The organism is Enterobacter cloacae complex sp. IR5450 (genome assembly GCF_049238665.1).
GTDB classification, from domain to species: Bacteria; Pseudomonadota; Gammaproteobacteria; order Enterobacterales; family Enterobacteriaceae; genus Enterobacter; species Enterobacter hormaechei_C.
Genome location: NZ_JBMKIC010000015.1, coordinates 1 through 16,794, shown reverse-complemented (window position 1 = coordinate 16,794; position 16,794 = coordinate 1). Strand labels below are relative to the sequence as shown.

The following is a 16,794-nucleotide window of genomic DNA, read 5'->3' as shown; positions in this document are numbered from 1 at the left end:
ATCCCTTTAAAATCTTATTTATGCGTCTTCGCCAAACGCGTTTTTAAGCCAGTCGATCGCATTTCCGGTGAAGGCTACCACATCGAAACGGCAATCCACAGTATCAAAACTCCCATTATGGCGGGCAAGCCACAAGTGGGCAGTCTGTAATAATTTTTGTTGTTTGGCGAGCGTCACGCTGGCGGCAGCACCGCCAAAACGGGACGACTGTCGGTAGCGAACTTCAACAAACACGATGGTCTGACCGTCTTTCATGATCAGGTCAATCTCGCCGCCGCGCCCGCGAACGTTGGCGGCGACAAAGCGCAGTCCTTTGCCTTCAAGCCAGCGACGCGCCTTTAACTCCCACGCGTCGCCGGTCTGTTTACGGCTTAACTGGCCGGGACAATCTGCCCCTGCTGGTATTTGAGCCATGATAACCTCCTGTTAATCACACAATCCTGATCGGCGGTCAGATCGCCGGTATTCCCGTTAAGCTCGAAGCCCGGTACCTGGCGCATCTGGGTGAAGTGGTTTGCCAGCGCCCAGGCATCGACGCCCATCGCGTACAGACGCGCCAGGGAATAGTCATTGCGCACCGCGCCCAGCGCCTGCTGCATCAACTGCGGGTTGCTGCCTGCCAGCATCGGGATCTCGCTGTATTGCAGTCCTTCCATTTCCAGACGGAAATCCGGGCCTGCGGTACCCTGTGCGCTGCGTGAGCTGGCGTAGAGCGTTGCGCCGCTCTGGCTGCCGTTACGCATGACGATCATCGGTTTGATAAAGGCGATCTCTTCCGGCGTAGCGACGATGTACGCCGAATCCACTTTACCGCCGCCGCTGATTTGCGCGTCGGTAGGGGGCGCTGGGATCGTCAGACCGCCGATGGTGACGCTCTGCTGCTGCGGAAGGCTGGCGGATACCGGGCTACCGTTGAGGGCAATACCTGCCCCGCCGTTCACGCCCGCTCTCAGTTCGGAAGCTGAGCCAAATTTCTGCTGCAACACCACGCCACCGCCAAGGGTCTGCCACTCTTGCGCAAACGCGTTGGCAACGCGATCGCCCAGCGTGCTGCGTGGGATCAACAGCAGCGGCGCCTGCTTGCCCTGCTCGTGAATATGACGGGCCGCATCGCGGGCTTCATCCTCCGGAGAGAGGGCGAAGTAACAGATATTGGCGCGGTTCTGAACCTGCTCAGGCTGGTTAAGCGCCAGCACGTTCAGCGTGGTGTTGCTCTTCATCAGCGCTTCCACGTTGTTTTTCAACAGCGGACCGACAACGATGCTGGCCCCGTCCTGCTGAACCTGCGCCAGCACCTGGTCAAGCGGCTGAGCGCTGGTGTCGTAGATTTTCAACTCTGCACCAGGGTTAGCGCTGGTGGTGGCCACAGCCTGCGGCTGGGTTGCTGGCTGCTGTTCCGGCTGCGCGGTTTGCGGCTGAGGTTGTTCTGCCGTCGCGGGCGCCGGTGTTTCAGCCGGGGCCTGTGTTGCCGCAGGCGCAGGGGGAGCGGGCTGCGTCGTTGGGGCGGTAACCGGATTCTGCATGGTGCCCTGCGCAGGGGTTTGCGCGGTGGTCAGGTCGCTGGTTTCGGCGGCGGACGGGCTGACAACGTCATTCACATTCGCCGCTTGTGCTGCCTGGGTCGGAACCGCGCTACCGCTGACGGCGGTAGTGCCGTTTTTCGCGGCTTCGAAACCTTGCTGAATGGCGCGACCAAACACCGCTGCCTGACCGTTTAACGGCAGCAGTAGGGCGATTTTGCTGGTGGAGGCGGGCTTAAAGTTTTGCACGTTCACCAGCTGCGTTGGCAGCATTTTCGCTCCCGGGTTTTGCGGGTAACGCTTTTGCCAGTCGGTAATGCCAGCTTTCAGCATGTTCGGATCGCTGCGGTTGTTGAACCACATCTGTTGCAGATCCAGCCAGCCTTGCAGAACATTTTCATCGGCGTTGATTACCAGCGCTTTGGCCTGATCCTGGGTCATGGAGGCGAGCGCCTGCCAGGTTGCATCAATATTTTTCTGCTTGTCCGCACCCGCGAGCAGAGGCTCCTGGGCTATCAGCGCGCGGAGTAGCGTCAGGGAAGGGCGGCCCTGCTCAGCGGTGATACCGGCCTGCCAGAAACGGGCCTGCTGGTTTTTATCCAGCGTGCTGAGATCGATGGTGCCGAGGATCTTCTTCGCGCCGTCGTAATCTTTTTGCGCGACCTTCAGTTCTGCTGACAGCAGCGTCTGCTCATGGCGCTGAGCGTCGTTAAGATCCTGCGGCAGCTGGCTGAACAGCTCGGCGGCCTGCTGGGTTTTCCCTTCTTTCAGCAGTGCACGAATGGCGAGTAATTGCCAGTTGATCCTGGTATCATTTGTACTCTGCGACATTTGTTGCAGATAAAAGCCAGAATCAGCCTGAGCGGATCCCTGCATATGAGCAGTGCTCTGGTCAGGTGCCTGGGTGCCGCAGCCGGTAAAGATCAGGGCTGCCAGCAGGAGGGGCACGCTGTGCGCGGCTTTTTTTTGAAGAAACGTTAACGGTACCATACTGTATCCAGTGATTTTTTTACGCAATGCTCAATATTAAATCGGCAATACGGACGAAACAATGAAACAACACGAAACGGCAGATAATTCTCAAGGCCAGCTTTATATTGTACCTACTCCTATCGGGAATTTGTCTGATATTACCCAACGTGCGCTCACCGTATTGCAAGCTGTTGATTTAATTGCTGCTGAAGACACCCGTCATACCGGTTTACTGCTACAACACTTTGCCATTAACGCCCGTTTGTTTGCCCTGCACGATCACAATGAGCAACAAAAAGCCGAAACGCTGGTGGCGAAGCTTAAAGAAGGGCAGAACATTGCGCTGGTCTCCGATGCGGGAACGCCGCTGATCAACGATCCGGGCTACCATCTGGTACGCACCTGCCGTGAAGCAGGCATCCGCGTGGTGCCGCTGCCGGGGCCGTGCGCGGCCATTGCGGCGTTAAGCGCTGCGGGCCTGCCGTCCGATCGTTTCTGCTACGAAGGCTTCCTGCCTGCTAAATCCAAAGGCCGTCGCGATGTGTTAAAGGATCTGGAAGCTGAACCGCGTACGTTGATCTTCTACGAATCAACTCACCGTCTGCTGGAAAGCCTGGAAGATATGGTGACCGTCTGGGGCGAAGGGCGCTACGTGGTGCTGGCGCGCGAGTTGACCAAAACGTGGGAAACCATTCACGGTGCGCCGGTTGGCGAACTGCTGGCGTGGGTGAAAGAGGATGAAAACCGCCGCAAGGGCGAAATGGTGCTGATTGTTGAAGGGCACAAAGCGCAGGAAGACGCTCTGCCTGCCGATGCGCTGCGTACGCTGGCTCTGCTACAGGCTGAACTCCCCCTGAAAAAAGCGGCGGCGCTGGCGGCGGAGATCCACGGCGTGAAGAAAAATGCACTGTATAAATATGCGCTGGAGCAGCAGGGGGAGTAAGCCCCTGCCGCCTGTTTTGCCGGGTGGCGGCTTCGCCTTACCCGGCCTACACCGTGTCAGAGCCTCACTATTTCCCCGGCATCGCCTCAAACACCAGCGTTTCCAGCGGTTGCAGCGTAATTACCACAGCGTTTTTATACTCCTCTGGTACGGTCGAATTACTGCCGTACACGGCTTTCAGGGTAAACTGCGAACGCTCTCCTGCCGGGATCTCAAAATCTTTGGTTAAATCCAGGTAGTAACGTTGCGGCTTATCCGACGGGTTGCGTAAGCCAAAAATCGCTTTGTCTTTACTCCATGAGGCCCAGCCGTAAACCTGAAGCGAAGTTGGGTCACCGCCAATCCAGTGAGTATCCACCAGCACGCTGGCATTCTCACGCGACCATTTCGCCGCCTGCGCCAGGGTATCCCACTTCGCCTTATTCAGCATGGACGGCGTGATGTACAGCTCCTGAAGCTGAGTTCCGGTTGCGAAGTAGCTCCAGACCTGATCGGCAAAATCGCTGTCTGTTTGCACTTTCTCGAGTCCATAGTAAGCGTTCTCTGCGCTGACGATCCCGTGGTACATCAGTGAGTTCAGCGGGAACAGAGGACCTTTGCGCACGATGGATCGCCAGGTTTCGGCATCGCGGTAGGTCATCCACTGCTGCACTGGCGTGCCGGGGCCGTACAGGTTGATATCATCGCCCTGACGCCAGATTGAATCAGCATAGAACAGCCAGGACGGGCTGGCGTCGGTGCCGGTGGTCAGGTTGATAAACAGGTTCGGGTTTGCGCTGCGCATGTTGTGCAGCAGGGCAATGGACGCGTCAAAATCCGATGCAAATGGGCTGCCCTTGATATGCGAATTGGCGTTACCCATTCCGTCGAGCTTGAACGAGGTAATGTGCTCGTTTTTGATCAGCTTAATGATCTGATCGTTAAAGTTTTTAAAATAGTTCGGCCCTGACAGCGCCAGCTTGCCGTCTACGGTTTCGAAACCATACTCTTTTGCATGCGAGACGCGAATATCGCGCGGCTTGTTGTATCCGCCCCACGGAGAAAGCCACAGCCCAACCGAGCTGTGCAGGCTGTCGGCTTTTTCCCTGACTTTGCCAAAACCGTTGCTGAATGCCGGGCCAAAAAGCCAGCGTCCGGTGCGATCGTCCCAGCCATCGTCCAGCAGGAACGCGTCCAGCGCCACCCCGCGTCCGGCAATAAATTCTTTATTCCATTCGTCCATCCGCCCAATGACATCCTGCTCGGAGTAAGGGGTAAAGAAACCGATGTCCATCCAGCTGTTGTAGTGCAGATAAGGCTTATAAGGCCGCGGACGCACGGCATCGATAAACTGGTTTACGCTGCGGCGCAGCTGATTAGTTTCCGGGAAAGTGCCGAACCAGGTGGTAAAACTAACCGGTGTCTCAGGCAGAATTGGCGTTTTCAGCTCCACGTTGAGGTTCGTGGTGGCTTCATAAGCGTAAGTATTCACAATCGGTTTGTCTGGCAGGATGAAGAACGAGTCGGCCACGATTGGCGAGCTGTTAATCGCCCCGTCAACGTAAGGTGCCTGAGACTGCTTCTTCGTCGGGAAGAAGGTAATTTTCGCTACGTCCCGCGGCTGCCCGACGGCGGCGATGGTGTAGCCGATGCTGGCGTATTTTCCCTTCACCAGGTTCAGTTTCACCGTTACGTTAAAATCCGGATGCGTAAAGTCGATGACTATCGCATTGTCCTGCTTTTCGACGTGCTTGATTTTGAAATCAGCGGTGTGGATTTTTGTTTCATCCGGCAGCGTCAGAAAGAACAGCTCCTGGGGCGTGAGCGGATGGTTAGATTTGCTGTCCGTTACTACTACCGTTGCATTTGCATCATCAAACGAAAGGGCAATATTGTCGTTACTGAGCGCGTAGTTTGCTGCCGCCGCGCCATGAGAAACGCAGAGAGCCAGCAGCGAGAGAGTGAGCATTTTTTTCATCGGGGTAAGATCCTTATCAGTAATGCTTCAGCATTCGGTTGATGGACTGTTCCAGCCAGTAGCGCTGGGTGCCGAAGTTAATACGCAGGTAGTTTTCGCCGTTTTGTACGTAGTGGCTGCCATCTTCGATGACCACGCCAGCCTGTTTGGCGAAATGTTGGGTTAGCGCCGTCGCACTGCGATCGTCCGCACTGACGTCTATCCAGGCGAGATACGACGACTCCGGGTTCATCATCTTCCATGCAGGGAAGTGGGTCTGGATAGCATCCGCAAGGTAGCGGGCATTGCCGCGCAGATAACCATTCAGCGCGTCGAGCCATGGCAGACCCTGCTGATAGGCCAGAATAATTCCCCACACGCCGAAGATATTGGGCGAGGTAATGGAGTTCTTCTCCAGCTGCTGGCGGAAACGCTGGCGCAGCGAATCGTCTGGAATTATCGAGTAGGATGTTTTTAGCCCGCCAAGGTTGAACGCTTTATTGGGGGAGGTCAGCACAATCAGGTTGTCCTGGGCGGCACAGCCCGAAGTCAGACAGCTGACGAATGTACCGTCCAGAATGTGCTCGGCGTGAACCTCATCAACCACCAGAATCGTGCCGTAGCGCTTACAGAGATCGGACACCTGGCGTATCTCATCCGCGCGCCAGATTCGGCCCGAAGGGTTATGCGGCGAGCAGAAGAACCACAGTTTTGGACGGTGAGTTTTGAGCTGAACTTCAATCAGATTAAAATCCAGGTGATAGCGGTTTTCCTTCACGCTCAGCGGATTTGCAAGCACCCGCACGCCCTGTCGCTGTGTCGCCATCGCAAATGGGTCATACACCGGGGTGTTCATCATCACGCAGTCGCCGGGTTTGCAGAACGCCTGAACCGTATAGTGCAGCGTGGAAACGGTGCCGTAGGTCAGGGTGATCCATGACTTATGCACCTCAACCTGATGACGGGTGCGCTGGAAGGCGATGACCGCATCGTAGAATTCGTCGAAGCACCAGGTGTAACCGAAGGTGCCATGCTCCACGATGCGCTGGAAGCCTTCAATCACGGCGGGTGGCGAGGTGAAATCCATGTCTGCTATCCACAGCGGGATAAATCCCTCCGGGACATCACCGAAACGCGAGCACACAAACGCATGATCCCATTTACGGCATTTATCGCTTTTACGCTCAATGATTCTGTCGAAATCAAACACAACGTCCCCCTGTTAAATTAAGGCTTCAATGCCGGATTTGACGCTCTGCACCTGCGGGCCGATGATCACCTGAACGCTGTGGGCATCAAGCACCACGACTGACAAGGCGCCCGCGGCCTTCAGCGCCTGCTGGTCGATAAGCCCCATATCTTTCACCACCAGACGTAAGCGGGTGATGCAGTTGTCGAGCGACTCAATATTCTCTTTACCGCCAAGCGCGCGAAGAATAAGCCCATGATCGTATTTTGATTTTCCACGTGCCCGGGTATTGGCTTCCACCGCCTGGAGCGCACCCTGCGCGTCAACCTCACGGCCCGGCGTTTTAATATCGTGCCTGAGGATGTACCAGCGGAAGACGAAGAAGTAGATAGCAAACCAGGCAATACCCACCGGGAACAGCAGATACCATTTGGTCGCCATCCCCTGCATGACGCCGAAGATCAGCAGATCCAGAATGCCGCCGTCGGTGTTGCCGATAGTGACGCCGAGGAGCGCCATCACCATCAGCGCCAGGCCAGACATAACGATATGAAACGCGTAAAGCACAGGGGCAATAAACAGGAACAGGAACTCAATCGGCTCTGAAATACCCGTGACAACTGAAACCAGCACGCCAGAAAGCAGCAGCCCTTTAATCACCGGACGGTTTTCCGGACGCGCGGTGCGGTAGATAGCGTAAGCCACGGCAGGCAGGCCGAAGATAAAGGTCGGCATAAACCCTTGCGATAAAAATGCCGTAACGTGCGGGCTAAACGGCAGGCCGGCTTTCAGCTCGGCGTAGAAAATGTTCAGCGCACCGGCCACTTCCTGGCCTTTAACCATCTCAATGCCGCCCGCCGGGGTGAAGCGCACCATCGCCAGCAGGATGTGGTGCAGGCCAAAAGGTTTGAGCAGCAGTACGCCCACGCCATACAGGAACGGCCCAAAGACGCTGGTGCTCTGGATGATATGACCAATCCCGGCAATGCCCATTGCCACATATTCCCACAGCAGGGGGATGAACAAGCCGACCAGCGACAGGGTGAGGGCGGTAACAATCGGTACAAAACGAATGCCGCTAAAGAAGGCAAACGCGTCGTGCAGCACCGTGTCCTGGAAGCGTTCGTGCAGGAAGTAGGTGATCACCCCTACCACAATGCCGCCGAGCACGCCCATCTCCAGCGTTTGAATACCAAGCACGATGGATTGTCCCACCTGTCTCATGGTGGCGGCATCCGCAAGCTGGTGGGTGGCGGTCAGGTAGTAGTTGATGCTCATGTTCATCAGCATGTAGCCAACGAATCCGGCAAAAGCGCCCACCGCTTTATTACGTCTGGCAAGGCCCATCGGGATCGCCATGGCAAACATCAGCGGCAGGTAGGTAAAAGCAAAGCCGCCGACCATGGCGATAAAACCAAAGGTGAGCTGCGTTAACTCGCCGCCCAGAAAGGGAAAACTTTTGATGGTGGAAGGGCTGGTGACAGAACTACCGATACCTAACAACAACCCCATAAAGGCCAACAGCGAGACCGGGAACATAAACGTCTTTCCCAGGCTCTGGAAAAACTCCCACGCTTTCGATTTAAACGACTTTTCCTGTGTCATGTAGGGACTCCTCGGATTTTTAGGATAATGGAAGGCGCTGTCCGGCTTAAGGACGCGCCTTCATATTTGCGAGGCTTATAGTTATTTTTTTAGGTACTAACGTTATGCGCGATGGGTTCAGGCTTCAGCCGGAAGCAGCAGCCGGTTCGCCGAGCCGCAAACGGTGATTTTGCTTCTGACCACCTCTTTCATGGCATCCATGCCGACGCGCATGTAGAAGCGCGGATCGTTGCCCTGTGGGTTCTCGGCAAACCAGGCTTTGACTGCGTCAGAGAAGGCGATTTTCAGCTCTGTTGCGACGTTAACTTTGCAGACGCCCAGCTCAATGGTGCGGCGCACATCCTCATCCGGCACATCGCTTGCACCATGCAGCACCAGCGGCACTGTCACTACCTCGCGGATCTCGGCCAGCCGCTGGAAGTCGATTTTTGGGCGTTTGGTATAGAGACCGTGCGCGGTACCGATGGCAACGGCGAGGCTGTCCACGCCTGTCAGTTCGACAAAGCGTTTTGCTTCCTGCGGGTCGGTCAGGAACGCGCTTTCGGCGTCGACGCTCATGTCATCTTCCACCCCACCCAGTCGGCCCAGTTCGGCCTCGACGCTACAGTCGTTGAGGTGGCAGAAATCGACGACCGATTTCACCAGCTTGACGTTTTGTTCGAAGGGGTAATGGCTACCGTCGATCATTGCGCTACGTACGCCGGCATGGACTTTGCGGCGAATGTCGTCCAGCGATTCGTGGTGATCGAGGTGTAGCGCCAGCGGCATGTCATAAGTAAGGGAATACGCGCTGCACAAGGCGTAAATCTCTTCCAGCGCAATATGTTTAAACGTCCCCGGCGTACCCGCGAGGATCACCGGCGATCGCATTTCGCTACAGACTTCGAGGATCGCCTGGATCGTCTCGGCGTTATGGATGTTAAAGGCCGGAACGGCATAGCCCTTCGCCTGTGCGTCCTGCAAAAGATATTTGGTAGAAATAATACTCATGAGCCTGTCCTCTTAAGCCTGCCACGGATGAATAACGACGCCCTGGACCACACGGTTAACCGTACCGCTGGCGGATGGCGTATCCGGCGTATTGCCAACGTGCAGAGACTGGGTCAGTGCGAAGACCTGGGCGTACATCAGGAAGCAGAATGCCTGCTCCATATCGTTAAATGAACGGGAAGGCGGCAGCAGGATATGCGGGCCAGCTTCAATGACCGGATCCGTTTCGGCTGCAATGGCTACCACGCGCATAGCCTGACGATCGCGTCGCAGCTCGGCGAGCAGATCCAGATCGTACTGACGCGTGTACGGATGGCTGGAGACAAACACGACGACCAGCGTTTCGTTGTCCACCAGCGACTTAGGCCCGTGACGGAAACCCGTTGGCGAATCGTAGAATGCCGCCAGCTTGCCGGCGGTCAGCTCCAGCACCTTCAACGCTGACTCCCGTGCGGCGCCCTGTAATCCACCGCTGCCCAGATAAACAATGCGTTTCCACGGTTCGTTACCAAAGACGCCGGGGCTGAAATCGCCAAGCGACGTGAGGATCGCCTGACAGCGATCGGACACGTCGCGGAACGTTTTGCTGTTGATCGTTTCCGGTGCGAATACCGCCAGGCAGCTCGCCATCATGGTGGTGATGCTGCTTGTCATCGCGAACCCGCGATCGTGCGTTTCGGCTGGCATGAGCAGAGCGCAGGCGTTATCGCTGTCGACGGCATTCTGATACAGGCTGCCCGCTTCATTACAGGTGATCGACAGGTGGTAGCACTCCGGAACAAACTGATTCGCCAGCTCAACGGCAGCGACGCTCTCCGGGCTATTGCCAGAACGGGCGAAAGAGACCAGCAGCAGCGGGTGCGCAGGGCTGAAGTAATCCATCGGGTTGGTGACCAGATCGGTCGTAGGTATCGCGGTGATATTTTTTCTCGTGTGGCTGGCAAGCCATGGCGCAATGATGTCGCCGATAAACGCAGACGTACCCGCGCCGGTCAGAACGATCCGCAGATCGGGCTTGCGCAACAGTGGCGTCAGAAAACTGTCGATCGACGCGCGCAGATTATCAATATTGTTGAGCGAGCGAAGCCAGCTGGCTGGCTGCTGGCGGATCTCTTTTTCGGTCCAGGTGCCGGTGGTGGTAGTGGTTTGTGGCATAACTCAGTCCTTAGTCGTGTGAATTCCACATCAGACGCTGGCAAATGTGTCGCTATCTTTCGTTTCGTTTCACTTGTTTACTTTAGCAGTTAAAGAAAATCTATAGAAAAGAAATCGAAAGTTCAATGGCGAAAAAGAAATAAAACGAAAAGTGTGATCGCGAAAGGAAAGGCAAAGATCAAGGAAAGGAAAAGAAAGGCCTTACGATCGTCTTCCGTAAGGCCAACAGAGCACACTGTGAAGGGGCTACAGGGAAAGAGCCTGACCCTGGATCCAGATCTGCCGGAGGTGTAAACCCGCATCGAGCGCAATAATATTGGCGCGTTTGCCTGGTGCTAACGATCCCAGCAGGTGATCCATACCGAGCAGACGGGCGGGATGCAGCGAGGCCATATGGATAGCGTTTTCTGGGGCGACCCCCGTATGCTCCACCATATTTCGCACGGCGGCATCCAGCGCGAGCGTGCTGCCCGCCAGCCCGCCCGAGGCCGTGCGAACAACGCCGCCCTGCATCTCGACATTTTCACCACACAACGTATAGCGCCCATCAGGCATACCCGCCGCCTGCATGGCATCGGTAATCAGCACCGTACGATCCTTCGCGCAGCAACAACATAGCCGCATGGCTCCAGGATGAACGTGATGCCCGTCGGCAATAAGCTCCAGCCACGCGCGTGGGTCCGTAAGCCCGGCGCCAACCATGCCCGGCTCCCGGTGGTGTAATCCCGTCATGCCGTTGTAGCAGTGCACCAGCCCGTCTGCGCCTGCATCAAATGCGGCCAGGGTTTGCGCGTATGTAGCGGCGCTGTGGCCCAGCATGACGCGTATCCCTTTTTGCTTGAGGTGATGGATCGCCTTCAGGGCATCCACTTTTTCCGGAGCAAGCGCCACCACCCGCAGCGTGTTCTGCGAAACCGCAATCAGCTCATCAAGTTCCGCGAGATCCAGCTCGCGAAACAGTTCTGGCGGGTGCGCCCCTTTGTTCTGCGGTGTAAAGTACGGGCCTTCCAGATAGCTGCCCAGGAGCTGCGCGCCGGGGCCACCGGCATGACAGCGCCGGGCAATGCGCCGTAACGCGCCATGGATCGCCTCCAGCGGAGCGGTGACGGTGGTAGGCAGAAACGCCCCTACGCCTTCACGCGCTTTATGTAAGGCTAACCGGTCCAGCACGTCGGGGGCATCATCCATCACATCCACACCCGCGCCGCCGTGGACGTGGATATCAATGTATGCCGGGCAAAGCAGGTCTGCCTCGCGGGTGTTAACCCCTGCCGGAATCGGCTCGATGGCGGTGATGACGCCTCTATCCATACGCAGCTGATGGTCATCCAGCCAGCCTTGCCCGGTAAGCAGACGACGCGCGCGCAGCAGCTGGCTCATATCCCTTCCTCGGCGGGCGCTTCCTCGCGACAGCGTGCAAGTTCATCCACCAGGCTGGTCAGGCCGCGATGGCCGCACTCCAGCGCCTGCAAACGAAAGGCTTCACTGCTTAATCCGTCGCGCTCCAGAACCATCTCCAGCAAAAGCTGGAGATTGGTGCCGGTAATCACTTCGCTGCCGGGGCGCTGCATCGCGAGGGTAGAGGCCACACGAAACGGCGTACCGCCGAGAAGATCGGTGAGAAACACGATATCGTGCTCTGCATCCAGTTCATTCACTGCCTGCTCAAGCTGCGCGGTCAGCCGCGCAGTGGTGGAGCTTTCCGGAAAATCGATGGCGATAAACTGCGGCTGTTCGCCGAGGATTTGCTTCATCGCCTGTTGCAGGCCGCTGGCAAAACCGCCGTGACCCGTCAAAATAATGCCTAACATCGCAACCTCTTTGCTTTTTACAGGAAGTGACAGAATTTACCGACAACGCCCAGCACCACGGTGATACCAATCAGGCGCAGTGGGCTCCAGCCACGGCGTACCAGCCAGAACATGATCAGGGTGTAGACCAGCGGCAGAAAGGCGGGCATCAGTTTGTCGATCACATCGGTTTGCAGTTTGACGACCGCGTCCCCGGCTTTAATCTCGAGTGTGGTATTCAGGCGCACATAGGTTGCCACCAGCGCGCCAATCACTGTCATTCCGACAATGGACGCAGCATGACCAACCTTTTTGGTGTTGGCCTTGATCAGCGGGATCGCGGCGACACCCATTCGGTAGGCATAGTGCGCCAGACCAAAACGCAGGCCGAGATGCACCACGTTAAACAGAACGATAAAGACCACCGCGCCAAGAATGGATCCCTGTAGCGCCAGGCTGGCGCCAATCCCCCCGCAGATGGGCAGCAGGGTCAGCCAGAACATGGCGTCACCAATGCCACCGAGCGGTGCGCCGACGGCAATTTTAGTGCTCTGGATGCTGTTCACATCCTGCTTGGAACGCTCCATTGCCAGAATAATGCCGATGACGAAGGTCACCAGGAACGGGTGGGTGTTAAAGAAGCCCATATGGCCTTTCATGGCGCGCGCCAGGTCCCGCTTATTGGTGTGGATCTTTTTCAGGGCGGGCAGTAGCCCATACAGCCAGCCGGAGGCCTGCATACGCTCGTAGTTAAACGAGGCCTGTAGCAGCATGGAACGCCAGGCGACACGGTTAATATCCTTTTTCGTTAGCTCAGCGCCAATACTCTGATCTTCGTAGACGTTTTCATTCACGCCGGTCAGCAGTGTCTCTTCACTTTCAGACACGCCCGGCAGGGTGGTGTGATTAGATGCCATCTTCAAATTCCTCTTTCTGGGCCGCAGGCGCCGTGGGTTCAGGCGATTTGCGCAGCAGGTCGATCAGCGCCATCGCCAGTGCAGCCGCGGCAATCGCCAGCACCGGGAGTTTCAGCCAGGCCGCGGCGACAAAGCCGATAATGAAGTAAGGGATGTAAACGTTTTTCATCATGATCTTCAGTAGCACGGCGAAGCCGATCGCTGGCATGATGCCGCCCGCGACGCCGAGACCGTCGATCAGACGTTCCGGCAGCACGTCAATGGCGGTTTTCGCATGTTCAGCGCCGAAGTAGATGGGCAGAAATGCGCACAGGAAGTAGAAGACGCCGAGCGCCAGCAGTGCAAGATAGTTGACCCGTTCAATACCACGGGTGTCTGCGTTAGCCGCCATGCGATCGCAGCGGGACATCACGCCGGACATCACCGAGAAGAGGAAGGTGATCCCCATCTGAACCGCCACGGCAAACGGCACGGCGACCCCAACGGCGACATCCGGCTTCACGCCTGTAGTAATGGCAAATGTGGTGCCAACGATGGTGCCGATAATCACGTTTGGCGGCTGCGCGCCCGCCAGCGGCGCGAGTCCCATCCAGACCAGTTCTAACGTACCGCCGGTCAGAATTCCGGTGTGCAAATCGCCCAGAATCAGGCCAACCAGTGGCCCGAGCACCACTGGACGGTGCATGTGTGTTAAGCCGTTAAACATATCCAGGCCCGCTATAAAGGCGAGAAGCCCCAGCGCGAAAGCCTGCAACAGACTGATTTCCATTGTGAATCCCTCAGAGCAGTTTAAAGAGATCCAAAGCAGTCTCTGTTGGAACGCCCTGAACGAAGCATTCCACTCCGGCCGCCTTCAGGCCGTTAAACGCGGCGATATCGTTCGCGTCTACAGATACCGTTTTGGCAATTTGCTGTTTGCCACTGGCGTAATGCATATTTCCGACGTTAATACGGGTGATGGGCACGCCGCCCTCGACCAGCGTTAAAAAATCAGCCGGTGTTTTACAGACCAGCAGAATTTTCTGCCGGTCGGCGGCGCGATGAATGTTGTCGATCACTTTTTGCAGAGACCAGAAACGCACGGCGATGCCTTCCGCAAGCACCATCTCCATCAGGTTTTGCTGAACCGGATCGTCTGCAACCTCGTCATTTGCCACCAGCACCAGGTTCGCCCCCGCAAACCCCACCCACTGTACGCCCACCTGACCGTGGATCAGGCGTTCATCAATGCGGCATAAGACAATGTTTGGCATAGCGTTTTCCTCTTTTTAATTATGCGTGTTGAGTCGTTACGCCTTCGCAGGCGGCATGGTACTGATGGAGTATGTCCTGAATGTGGTCGAGGATGAGTTCCCGTGGTGTGGAGCTGAGAGCACCATCGCGAACTTTGCTGTACTGCAACGGCAGATACTGGCTGATCAGCGGCAGCGGGATCGGTTCATCCGCCAGGTTGCGTACCAGCCGCTCAAAGGCGTCGTCAATCTGGCTGTCTGGCCAGTAATAGCGCACGCGGTCGGAATAGCTGTAACCGCGGGCCAGGCGACGGGCATTGCCGTCGCCGTGATAGTGGCTTTGCCAGTATTCCGGGCGATCGAGCATCACGTTTTCCAGGACGTGACGCAGCCCTGAGCAGGCTTTTGCCGGCAGCAGCTCTTCTTCAATTGCTGCCAGTGAGAACAGCGCTTCGCGCAGCGCGAAGGTTAGCGCAGGGCCGACTTTCAGAATGGCGAAGTGATCTTTCACCAACTGGCGCAGCGCCTGCGGCGTCTGGTAATCGGTAGAGTGTGCTTCAAATACCAGCGTGTCGTAGGCTTCAACCATCTTGCTCAGCGCGACGGCTTTATGCGGTTGATAGTCACAAACGTGCGCATGGTCGAACTCAACGCCAGGCTGAACGACCAGGCCAATAATGCGCGGCCAGATGTCGCTTAACCCTTCCTTCTCGAATGCGTGGCGGTGTGCCTCAAGCGTGGCGCGTGCCGCCTCTGGCGTGGTGACCTCAAGCTCGGTCAGCGTCTCGTGTGCCCCACCGGGAACCGGAACTTCCGTGCCGATAACGTAGACCAGATCGGCTACGCCAAATTGCTCGAGACAGGTGGTTTCGGCAATTTTAGCCAGCCGAGCGGCACGCCCGGCAACGATTGCATCGGTTAAAGGAACCGGGTCGTCTTCGCAGGACATGCTGCAATCGAGGTGAATTTTTTTAAATCCGGCCGCCACGTAGCTTCTGATCAGATCGTCGGCGTTCGCCATCGCCTGCAAAGCTGGCAGGTTTTGCCAGCGGTTTGGACCTAAATAATCGCCGCCAAGGATCAGCTGTGAGGTGGGGAAACCGAGGGATCCCGCCAGCTTGCAGACAAACCCATAAAAATCGGCGGGCGTCATACCGGTATAGCCGCCAAACTGATCCACCTGGTTTGAGGTGGCTTCAATCAGCAGAGGCGTCTGTTGTGAATGGGCGTAACGTATTGCAGCTTCAAGTACCAGTGGATGTGCGGAACAGACGGCATAAATCCCGTTTGTATTCCCCCGTTTATGTTGTTCCACCATTTCTGTCAGATGTTTCACTTTCCTCTCCATTTCGGATGGTGTTGGTATTCATCTTTCGTTTTGTTTCATTTGATACTGCATTATGGTGATGTAAAAATAAAACGAAAGATAATAGTTTTCCTATCTGTTTCACAAAAGAAACATAATGAAAGGTTTCAGCGGCGATTAAGCTTGCGTCCGCCTACCATACAGGGCTTGCATTCCCTCAAAAGAAAGGCGTTAATAAGAAAAACGAAATGAAACGAAAGTTTATTTACTAAGGAGCTCGTATGAGCAGCACCGATTCATCCGCAGAGAAGCGCATCACCGGCACCAGTGAAAGGCGAGAGCAGATCATTCAGCGGTTGCGGGCGCAGGGAAGCGTGCAGGTTAACGATCTTTCTCTTTTATTCGGCGTGTCGACGGTGACGATCCGTAACGATCTGGCCTTTCTGGAAAAGCAGGGGATTGCCGTTCGCGCTTACGGCGGCGCGCTGATTTGCGAAGGCAATGCCCCCGGCGTGGAGCCATCCGTTGAGGACAAAAGTTCCCTTAATACGGCAGTGAAGCGCAGCATCGCGCAGGCGGCGGTTGAACTGGTGAAGCCGGGTCACCGCATTATTCTGGACTCCGGCACCACAACCTTTGAAATTGCCCGCATGCTGCGCCAGCACACCGATGTCATTGCCATGACCAACGGGATGAACGTGGCAAACGCGCTACTGGAAGCGGAAGGCGTAGAGCTGCTGATGACCGGCGGGCATTTGCGCCGTCAGTCACAGTCCTTCTACGGCGACCAGGCGGAGCAGTCCTTACAGAATTACCATTTTGACCTGCTGTTCCTGGGCGTCGATGCCATCGATCTCGACCGGGGGGTGAGTACGCACAACGAGGATGAAGCCCGTCTGAACCGCAAAATGTGCGAGGTGGCGGAGCGTATTATCGTTGTCACTGACTCCAGCAAGTTTAACCGTTCAAGCCTGCATAAAATCATTGATACTCAGCGAATCGACATGATTATTGTTGATGAAGGCATTCCGGCGGAAAGCCTGGAAGGGTTACGCAAAAGCGGGATCGATGTGGTGCTGGTCTAAAGAGGCTTTTCCCCTCACCCTAACCCTCTCCCCATAGGGGAGAGGGTTCCCCAGTAATTTGAAAGCAAAAACTATAACGTTGCCTCAGAATAACTGAGGGCTTTCAGCGATGCCTCGGTCCGGCTGTAAATCGCTGAGGCGTTTCCTGTAGGCC

At 56.3% G+C, this 16,794-nt stretch carries 15 protein-coding genes; 2 read left to right on the top strand and 13 right to left on the bottom strand.

Annotation, left to right across the window (positions count from 1 at the left end):
• Positions 1-18: 18 nt before the first annotated feature.
• Positions 19-414 (bottom strand): YraN family protein, encoded by a 396-nt coding sequence (locus ACOTYB_RS13165; protein ID WP_003861751.1) that lies wholly within the window; start codon positions 412-414, stop codon positions 19-21.
• Positions 372-2,510 carry a penicillin-binding protein activator gene (locus ACOTYB_RS13160; RefSeq protein ID WP_421765821.1) on the bottom strand — a complete coding sequence of 713 codons (2,139 nt, stop codon included), beginning with the start codon at positions 2,508-2,510 and terminating at the stop codon, positions 372-374. The genes ACOTYB_RS13165 and ACOTYB_RS13160 overlap by 43 nt, the downstream gene beginning before the upstream one ends.
• A gap of 61 nt (positions 2,511-2,571) precedes the next feature.
• On the opposite strand from ACOTYB_RS13160, the gene rsmI reads away from it, so the two are divergent.
• Positions 2,572-3,435: a 16S rRNA (cytidine(1402)-2'-O)-methyltransferase gene (gene rsmI, locus ACOTYB_RS13155; RefSeq protein ID WP_000809144.1), complete on the top strand. Its 864-nt coding sequence runs from the start codon at positions 2,572-2,574 to the stop codon at positions 3,433-3,435.
• Positions 3,436-3,502: 67 nt separating this feature from the next.
• Here the strand turns inward: rsmI and ACOTYB_RS13150 are convergent, their stop codons facing one another.
• The 11 genes from ACOTYB_RS13150 to kbaZ form a co-directional block, all read right to left on the bottom strand.
• Positions 3,503-5,392, bottom strand: a complete 1,890-nt coding sequence (locus tag ACOTYB_RS13150) for an enterotoxin (RefSeq protein WP_023323780.1) — start codon at positions 5,390-5,392, stop codon at positions 3,503-3,505.
• A gap of 16 nt (positions 5,393-5,408) precedes the next feature.
• Positions 5,409-6,581, bottom strand: a complete 1,173-nt coding sequence (locus ACOTYB_RS13145; RefSeq protein WP_023314897.1) for a MalY/PatB family protein — start codon at positions 6,579-6,581, stop codon at positions 5,409-5,411.
• 12 nt (positions 6,582-6,593) lie between these two features.
• The gene (malX, locus tag ACOTYB_RS13140; protein ID WP_126525085.1) at positions 6,594-8,165 is read right to left on the bottom strand and encodes a maltose/glucose-specific PTS transporter subunit IIBC; all 1,572 of its coding nucleotides are present in this window, start codon (positions 8,163-8,165) and stop codon (positions 6,594-6,596) included.
• 117 nt (positions 8,166-8,282) lie between these two features.
• Positions 8,283-9,155, bottom strand: a complete 873-nt coding sequence (gene kbaY, locus ACOTYB_RS13135; RefSeq protein WP_003861740.1) for a tagatose-bisphosphate aldolase subunit KbaY — start codon at positions 9,153-9,155, stop codon at positions 8,283-8,285.
• Positions 9,156-9,167: 12 nt separating this feature from the next.
• The gene (locus ACOTYB_RS13130; RefSeq protein WP_003861737.1) at positions 9,168-10,310 is read right to left on the bottom strand and encodes an SIS domain-containing protein; all 1,143 of its coding nucleotides are present in this window, start codon (positions 10,308-10,310) and stop codon (positions 9,168-9,170) included.
• 246 nt (positions 10,311-10,556) lie between these two features.
• On the bottom strand, positions 10,557-11,690 hold the full coding sequence (gene nagA / locus ACOTYB_RS13125) for an N-acetylglucosamine-6-phosphate deacetylase (protein ID WP_058648362.1): 1,134 nt from the start codon (positions 11,688-11,690) through the stop codon (positions 10,557-10,559).
• Complete coding sequence (gene agaF, locus ACOTYB_RS13120; RefSeq protein ID WP_003861734.1) at positions 11,687-12,121, bottom strand: PTS galactosamine/N-acetylgalactosamine transporter subunit IIA; 435 nt, start codon at positions 12,119-12,121, stop codon at positions 11,687-11,689. The genes nagA and agaF overlap by 4 nt, the downstream gene beginning before the upstream one ends.
• Positions 12,122-12,138: 17 nt before the next feature.
• Complete coding sequence (gene agaE / locus ACOTYB_RS13115; RefSeq protein WP_022651905.1) at positions 12,139-13,017, bottom strand: PTS N-acetylgalactosamine transporter subunit IID; 879 nt, start codon at positions 13,015-13,017, stop codon at positions 12,139-12,141.
• Positions 13,007-13,786 (bottom strand): PTS N-acetylgalactosamine transporter subunit IIC, encoded by a 780-nt coding sequence (gene agaW, locus ACOTYB_RS13110; protein ID WP_003861730.1) that lies wholly within the window; start codon positions 13,784-13,786, stop codon positions 13,007-13,009. The genes agaE and agaW overlap by 11 nt, the downstream gene beginning before the upstream one ends.
• Before the next feature lie 10 nt (positions 13,787-13,796).
• The gene (gene agaV, locus ACOTYB_RS13105) at positions 13,797-14,270 is read right to left on the bottom strand and encodes a PTS N-acetylgalactosamine transporter subunit IIB (protein WP_003861728.1); all 474 of its coding nucleotides are present in this window, start codon (positions 14,268-14,270) and stop codon (positions 13,797-13,799) included.
• A 19-nt stretch (positions 14,271-14,289) separates the two neighbouring features.
• A complete protein-coding gene (gene kbaZ, locus ACOTYB_RS13100) occupies positions 14,290-15,597 on the bottom strand; it encodes a tagatose-bisphosphate aldolase subunit KbaZ (protein WP_421765820.1) in 1,308 nt (435 codons plus the stop codon).
• Between the two features lie 239 nt (positions 15,598-15,836).
• Between kbaZ and ACOTYB_RS13095 the strand changes: the two genes are divergently transcribed.
• The gene (locus ACOTYB_RS13095) at positions 15,837-16,640 is read left to right on the top strand and encodes a DeoR family transcriptional regulator (protein WP_003861724.1); all 804 of its coding nucleotides are present in this window, start codon (positions 15,837-15,839) and stop codon (positions 16,638-16,640) included.
• The last annotated feature ends 154 nt before the right edge of the window (positions 16,641-16,794 follow it).

Coding starts and splice junctions, on each gene's coding strand:
- ACOTYB_RS13165 (WP_003861751.1), bottom strand. CDS start 414: ATGGCTCAAATACCAGCAGGGGCAGATTGTCCCGGCCAGTTAAGCCGT.
- ACOTYB_RS13160 (WP_421765821.1), bottom strand. CDS start 2,510: ATGGTACCGTTAACGTTTCTTCAAAAAAAAGCCGCGCACAGCGTGCCC.
- rsmI (WP_000809144.1), top strand. CDS start 2,572: ATGAAACAACACGAAACGGCAGATAATTCTCAAGGCCAGCTTTATATT.
- ACOTYB_RS13150 (WP_023323780.1), bottom strand. CDS start 5,392: ATGAAAAAAATGCTCACTCTCTCGCTGCTGGCTCTCTGCGTTTCTCAT.
- malX (WP_126525085.1), bottom strand. CDS start 8,165: ATGACACAGGAAAAGTCGTTTAAATCGAAAGCGTGGGAGTTTTTCCAG.
- kbaY (WP_003861740.1), bottom strand. CDS start 9,155: ATGAGTATTATTTCTACCAAATATCTTTTGCAGGACGCACAGGCGAAG.
- ACOTYB_RS13130 (WP_003861737.1), bottom strand. CDS start 10,310: ATGCCACAAACCACTACCACCACCGGCACCTGGACCGAAAAAGAGATC.
- nagA (WP_058648362.1), bottom strand. CDS start 11,690: ATGAGCCAGCTGCTGCGCGCGCGTCGTCTGCTTACCGGGCAAGGCTGG.
- agaF (WP_003861734.1), bottom strand. CDS start 12,121: ATGTTAGGCATTATTTTGACGGGTCACGGCGGTTTTGCCAGCGGCCTG.
- agaE (WP_022651905.1), bottom strand. CDS start 13,017: ATGGCATCTAATCACACCACCCTGCCGGGCGTGTCTGAAAGTGAAGAG.
- agaW (WP_003861730.1), bottom strand. CDS start 13,786: ATGGAAATCAGTCTGTTGCAGGCTTTCGCGCTGGGGCTTCTCGCCTTT.
- agaV (WP_003861728.1), bottom strand. CDS start 14,270: ATGCCAAACATTGTCTTATGCCGCATTGATGAACGCCTGATCCACGGT.
- kbaZ (WP_421765820.1), bottom strand. CDS start 15,597: ATGGAGAGGAAAGTGAAACATCTGACAGAAATGGTGGAACAACATAAA.
- ACOTYB_RS13095 (WP_003861724.1), top strand. CDS start 15,837: ATGAGCAGCACCGATTCATCCGCAGAGAAGCGCATCACCGGCACCAGT.